The 5,052-nt window shown below is 71.3% G+C and carries 5 protein-coding genes; 1 reads left to right on the forward strand and 4 read right to left on the reverse strand.

The features are described 5' to 3' along the window. Window positions 1–2 precede the first annotated feature (2 nt). Window positions 3–1,112, forward strand: a complete 1,110-nt coding sequence (locus HR086_RS44615) for a cytochrome-c peroxidase (RefSeq protein WP_174468694.1) — start codon at window positions 3–5, stop codon at window positions 1,110–1,112. Window positions 1,113–1,181: 69 nt separating this feature from the next. On the opposite strand, the gene HR086_RS44620 is transcribed toward HR086_RS44615, so the two are convergent. The 4 genes from HR086_RS44620 to HR086_RS44635 all read right to left on the reverse strand — a co-directional run bounded on the left by HR086_RS44620 (window position 1,182) and on the right by HR086_RS44635 (window position 4,926). Continuing rightward, window positions 1,182–2,588 carry a M24 family metallopeptidase gene (locus HR086_RS44620; protein WP_174468695.1) on the reverse strand — a complete coding sequence of 469 codons (1,407 nt, stop codon included), beginning with the start codon at window positions 2,586–2,588 and terminating at the stop codon, window positions 1,182–1,184. 170 nt (window positions 2,589–2,758) lie between these two features. Beyond that, window positions 2,759–3,124 (reverse strand): hypothetical protein, encoded by a 366-nt coding sequence (locus HR086_RS44625; RefSeq protein WP_174468696.1) that lies wholly within the window; start codon window positions 3,122–3,124, stop codon window positions 2,759–2,761. A gap of 53 nt (window positions 3,125–3,177) precedes the next feature. Further along, a complete protein-coding gene (locus HR086_RS44630; RefSeq protein WP_174468697.1) occupies window positions 3,178–4,428 on the reverse strand; it encodes a kelch repeat-containing protein in 1,251 nt (416 codons plus the stop codon). Window positions 4,429–4,599: 171 nt separating this feature from the next. Beyond that, window positions 4,600–4,926: a DUF2171 domain-containing protein gene (locus HR086_RS44635; RefSeq protein WP_141649317.1), complete on the reverse strand. Its 327-nt coding sequence runs from the start codon at window positions 4,924–4,926 to the stop codon at window positions 4,600–4,602. Window positions 4,927–5,052 lie beyond the last annotated feature (126 nt).

The following is a 5,052-nucleotide window of genomic DNA, read 5'->3' on the forward strand; positions in this document are numbered from 1 at the left end:
GGCTGGGGTGGGCGTGTGAGTCGGAAGAACCGTTCCCCACGCTCGACGAGCTGGACCAGCTTCGCAGCCTGCACTCGCTGTCGAGCCACCCGCGCCTGGACGCCACCAACAAGGTGGACGGCCTGCCGGTGGCCCAGGAGCTGGGACATGACTTGTTCAGGGACACGGGCCTGTCTCGCTGCGGCACGGTGTCCTGCGACAGCTGCCACTCCGGCGATGGTCGCACGGTGGACACGGCGACGGCGGAGGGCTGCGGCGGACAGCGCACGGAGCGCAACCCGCCCACGGTGTTGAACGTGCGGCACAACCGCTGGTTCATGTGGGACGGGCGGGCGGACTCGCTCTGGTCGCAGGCGATTCTGCCGCTGACGAATCCGGTGGAGATGGACTCGGACGCGGAGGTGGTGCGGGCGAGGCTCCAGGCGGAGGAGTCCTACCGGACGCGCTACCAGACGCTGTTCGGCGTGGAGCCCTCGGGCGTGGCCGCGCCGGTGCTGATGGCCAACGTGGGCAAGCTGATGGCGGCGTACGAGCGGGTACTGATGCAGGTGGACGCGCCCTTCGATACGGACGTGAAGCGCTTCATCGCCGCGGCGGAGGCCGGCTCGGCGGAGGGCGACCCGGCGTACCTGGGGCTGAAGACCTTCGTGCGCAAGGGGCAGTGCATCGTCTGCCACAAGGGGCCTTCACTGACGGACGAGCTGTTCCACAACGTGGGCCTGGAGGACCGGGGCCCCGGCGCGGGCGGACAGTGGGCGGTGCTCAACGCGCTGCTGGACTGGGAGTTCAACGCCTCGAGCAGGCACAGCGACGACCCGAACGGCGCGGACGCGCTGCGGCTGCGCACGCTGCGCTCCCAGGCGAAGCAGGAGGAGCTGGAGGGCGCGTTCCGCACGCCGTCGCTGCGCAACGTGGCGCTGACAGCGCCGTACATGCACACGGGCGCGCAGGCCTCGCTGGAGGAGGTCGTCGACTTCTACAACGACGGCGGCAACCCGGAGGGCTCCTTCACGGGCAAGCGCACCGTCACCATCGTCCCGCTGGAGCTGACGGACGCGGAGAAGCGCGCGCTGGTGGAGCTGCTCAAGTCGCTGACGGGCACCCCGCGCTGACCGGCGCACCGACGGGCTCCCGCGCCTTGTGAGGACGGAAGGACGGGAGCCCGCGAGCGAGCAGCGACTTCAGCGCACCAGGTGGAAGTCGGTCTGCCGCTTCCAGGCCCAGTGCACGCGGCCTTCCGCGTCGATGGTGATGTCCTCTTCCTGGGCGGAGCGCACGCGCTGGTTGTTCCACTCGGGCACGGGGCTCGTCGCCTGGAGCTCAATCGAGTACCACATGTTCGCCATGACCTTGTGGTCGCCGTTGCCGGGCACGCCCTCCTGCCGGTCCCACAGGCCCACCATGGCGCCCGCGCCGTGGCCGTGCAGGCCAATGGGGTGCGAGTAGATGGTGCCGTCGATGCCCTCGGACGTCATGCGCTGACGGGAGCTCTTGAGGACCTCGTTGCCGGTGCGGCCAGGGCGCAGCTCCTCGAAGACGATGTCCTGGAGGCGGTTGGACGTCTTGAGCGCGGCCTTCAGGCCCGCGGGCACGTCCGTCTCACCCTCGCGCAGCACGTAGCCCATGTGCTGGGTGTCGGTGTTGAGCCGCAGCGCGGTGACGCCGTAGTCGCAGTGGAGCACGTCGCCGCGCTGGATGACGGGGTCCTCGCCGAGCTGCTCCTCGGTGACGCCCTGGCGCTGCACGTCCACGGACGGCTGGAACCAGGTGTCCAGGCCCAGGTCCGCCAGGCGCTGGCGCATCCACCACTCCACGTCGGAGATGCGGGTGACGCCGGGGGTGACGACCTGGTTGGAGAAGGCCGTCTCGATGATGTTCCAGGCGAGCTTCGTCTCGTCCTCGTAGAAGCGGACTTCATCGGGGATGCGCCACGCGATGAGGTCCACGGGCAGGCCCTCCGCGGGCTTGAAGCGCTTCACCCAGTCGGGGCCGAGCGCCTGGGCCATGCCCTCGTACTCGCCATGGGAGAGGCCGTCGGCGAAGGCGAACGTGCGGGAGATGTCGAGCGCGATGCTCTGGGGCTTTCGCTCCTCCAGCACCTGCTTGAGCACCAGCCACTGGTCCGGGCCCCACAGCTCCGCCTGACGCAGGCCCTCGCCGCCATGGCTCACCTGCTGCTGGGCGCGACGCGGGACATAGACGCCGCCCTGCGGGCCACCGCCGAGCGCCAGTCGCTCCACGCCCTTCTCCGGGCCCAGGTCATGGAACACGTAGATGGTGCGGCGGCGCGCGGCGAACGTGGTGGGCGACACGAGCGCCTTGAAGACGGGGTCCTCGTTGTACTCGCGCATGGGGACGACCCACATCTCGATGCCGTACTTGCGCATGAGCTGGGGAAGCGCCGTGTCCATGCGCTCGCGCAGCCAGGCCTGCTGACGGTCGGCCTGCTCACGCAGGGTGCCGAAGGGGCGCTCCGGCACGGAGGCCTTCGCCGTCGCGACGGCGGTGGCGTCCGGAGACTGCGAGGAGACGGAGGCACATGCGGTGCTCAGCATGAGCGGTGCGAGGAGATGGAGGCGGGTTCGCATGGCCGCGCAGTCTGGCACGCACGGACAGGGGCGTCTCGGCCGTGTGGCGCGCCGAGGGCCGGGGGCTTCGTGTCTTGCGAGGCTTTCCGCGCGGCGGTGCTCAGCCAGTCACAGGAGGTTTCGCGCGGGGGGCGGGCTGGCGCGATGCGCCAGGGCGCGCGCGGGCCGGGTCAGGGAGCGCCGGCGCACGCCTGCTGGTCGGCGCCACAGGCCGCGTCGATGCGCGAGGTGGCCACGGGCTGCTGGCACTCGCTGTCGAGCGACGCGGTCAGCACCTCCGTCCGGATGCGCATGCACCGCACGCAGCCAGTCCTCGCGCCCGTGGCGTCCTCCAGCTCCGGCTCCACCTGCCGGTAGCGCTCGAGGACCTGGGCCATGCAGGCCGCTTCGTCCAGCGAGGACCCCTCGCACCGCGCCTCGTGGGAGCACTGCACCGTGGCGGCGCGTTCGGCCCACTCGTCATAGGTGATTTGCGAGGGGTCCTCGCCGCCACATCCCAGCCACGCCACGGACATCGCGAACAGGAGCCACCGCATGGCCACATCTCACCGGGAATCGGCCGGCCTGTCACCCGCGGGACGGGACGGCCTCAGCGCCGAGTGAGTCCCTCGGCGCGGCACTGCTGGGCGTCACAGCCCTCGACGACGCACGGTGCGCACTCGAGCATTCCTCCACAGCCGTCCGGCACCGCGCCGCACGTGGCCTCCCGCGTCTCGCACGTCACCGGGACGCAGCCGGTCGGCAGGTACTGCTCGCTCGTGTCGAGCATGCCCGCCACCTCGTTGGCGCCGCCCACGAGCAGCACCGAGCCGTCCCGCAGCGTCAGCGCGCCCGGCAGGCCGCGAGGCTCCGTCAGCGCGGGAGCGGAGGCCCACTGCCCCGTCATCGGGTCGAAGCGCTCCACCGACGCGAGCGCGCCCGCCATGGGATGCTCGCCGCCCAGCACGAGCACCTGGCCCTCGGGCGTCACCACCGCGGCATGGTGCTCGCGAGCCACCGACGGCGCCGCCACCAGCGTCCACAGGCCCGTCAGCGCGTCGTAGACCTCGGCCGTGCTCGACGCGCGCGCGGTGCCACCGCCCACCACCAGCACGCGTCCGTCCGGCAGCAGCGTCACCGAGTGCCCCTGTCGATGCGTCCCCGCCGCGCCCCCCGCGAAGCCCGCCTTCTCCCAGCGCCCGGTGGCCACGTCGTACAGCTCCGCCTGAAGGCCGCTCACGAAGAGCGCCTTGCCCTGGGCCAACATCACCGCCGTGCCGGCGCCGCCCCGCACGAAGCCCGGCGGCGTCGCGGGAGCCCACGTGCCCGTCATCGGGTCGAACAGCTCCGCGGAGCGCAACGGCCTGCGGTCCGCGTCGGTGCCACCCGCCACGAGCACGCGGCCGTCGGGGAGCAGCAGCGCGGAGGGATCATTCCGGGCCTCGAACATGGGCGCCACCTGCGTCCAGAGGCCCGACGCCAGCGAGTACACCTCCGCGTCCGCGAGCGCGCCCGGCGCCACCACCTGCGTGCCGCCCGTCACCAGCACGCGGCCATCCAGGAGCCGCACCACCGCGTGGTTGCGACGCGCCTTGTGCATCGAGCCCGTCAGGCTCCACATCCCCGTCTCCGGCTCGAACACCTCGCAGCTCGACAGGGTGCGCTGCCCGTCATGGCCTCCGGCGGCCAGCACGCGCCCGTCCTCCAGCGGGACGAAGGGCAGCAGCTTGCGCGGCGTCGCCAGCCTCAGGGGCTCGACGCCCATGTCCAACGTGCCCCCGTCCGCGCGCGGACCGGAGTTGCACGAGAACACGAGCGCGAAGAACGCCACGCCGAGAAAGGATGTCTGGACACGTCGCATGGGACCCACTCGCCTCGCTGGTCGAAGAGAGCCCGTGTACCCTGACGGTCTGACATTCCTGGGATGTCCGACCTGAATGATTCCGGACGCTTGCCCCGCGTGCCGGGTCGGAAATCCCCCACTCGTGAGGAGCCCGCACTCGCGACGTGGGAGCGCGAGTCACAAGGGTGCTCAGTGGCGCACGGAGTCCTCGTCCGACGGGGCGGAGACGTTCACCGGCTCCGCGTCCATGCCATTGGAGTGGCGGGGAGGCAGCGCGCCGCCGTCATCATCCACCTCCAGCGTCAGCAGCGGGTGGTCGGCGCGGGACAGGTACACGTCCTCGTCGTTGACGTGGTCCACGTCGCGGTACTCCACCAGGTAGTCGTGGCGGGGGATGGGCACCAGTCCCTGCTCCAGCTCGAAGTGGATATCGCCGACGGCGGCGACGCGTCCCAGCTTGCGTCCGTCCGCGGTCCTCACCGTCATTCCCTCGCGCACCTCGCCGGACTGAATCATCACGACCTCCTCGCGGCTGCACCTCTGTCAGCAAGAACCTGCGGGCCCGGCGCGCGTGACGACAGTCCGACGGAGCAGGCAGGGCAGCGTCTGTCTTCCTGGTCGGGGCGAAGGGAGGCGATGGGG

The sequence above is a fragment of the Myxococcus sp. CA039A genome (assembly GCF_013336645.1).
In the GTDB taxonomy this organism is placed as follows: Bacteria; Myxococcota; Myxococcia; order Myxococcales; family Myxococcaceae; genus Myxococcus; species Myxococcus llanfairpwllgwyngyllgogerychwyrndrobwllllantysiliogogogochensis.

Coding starts and splice junctions, on each gene's coding strand:
- HR086_RS44620 (WP_174468695.1), bottom strand. CDS start 2,588: ATGCGAACCCGCCTCCATCTCCTCGCACCGCTCATGCTGAGCACCGCA.
- HR086_RS44625 (WP_174468696.1), bottom strand. CDS start 3,124: ATGCGGTGGCTCCTGTTCGCGATGTCCGTGGCGTGGCTGGGATGTGGC.
- HR086_RS44630 (WP_174468697.1), bottom strand. CDS start 4,428: ATGCGACGTGTCCAGACATCCTTTCTCGGCGTGGCGTTCTTCGCGCTC.
- HR086_RS44635 (WP_141649317.1), bottom strand. CDS start 4,926: ATGATTCAGTCCGGCGAGGTGCGCGAGGGAATGACGGTGAGGACCGCG.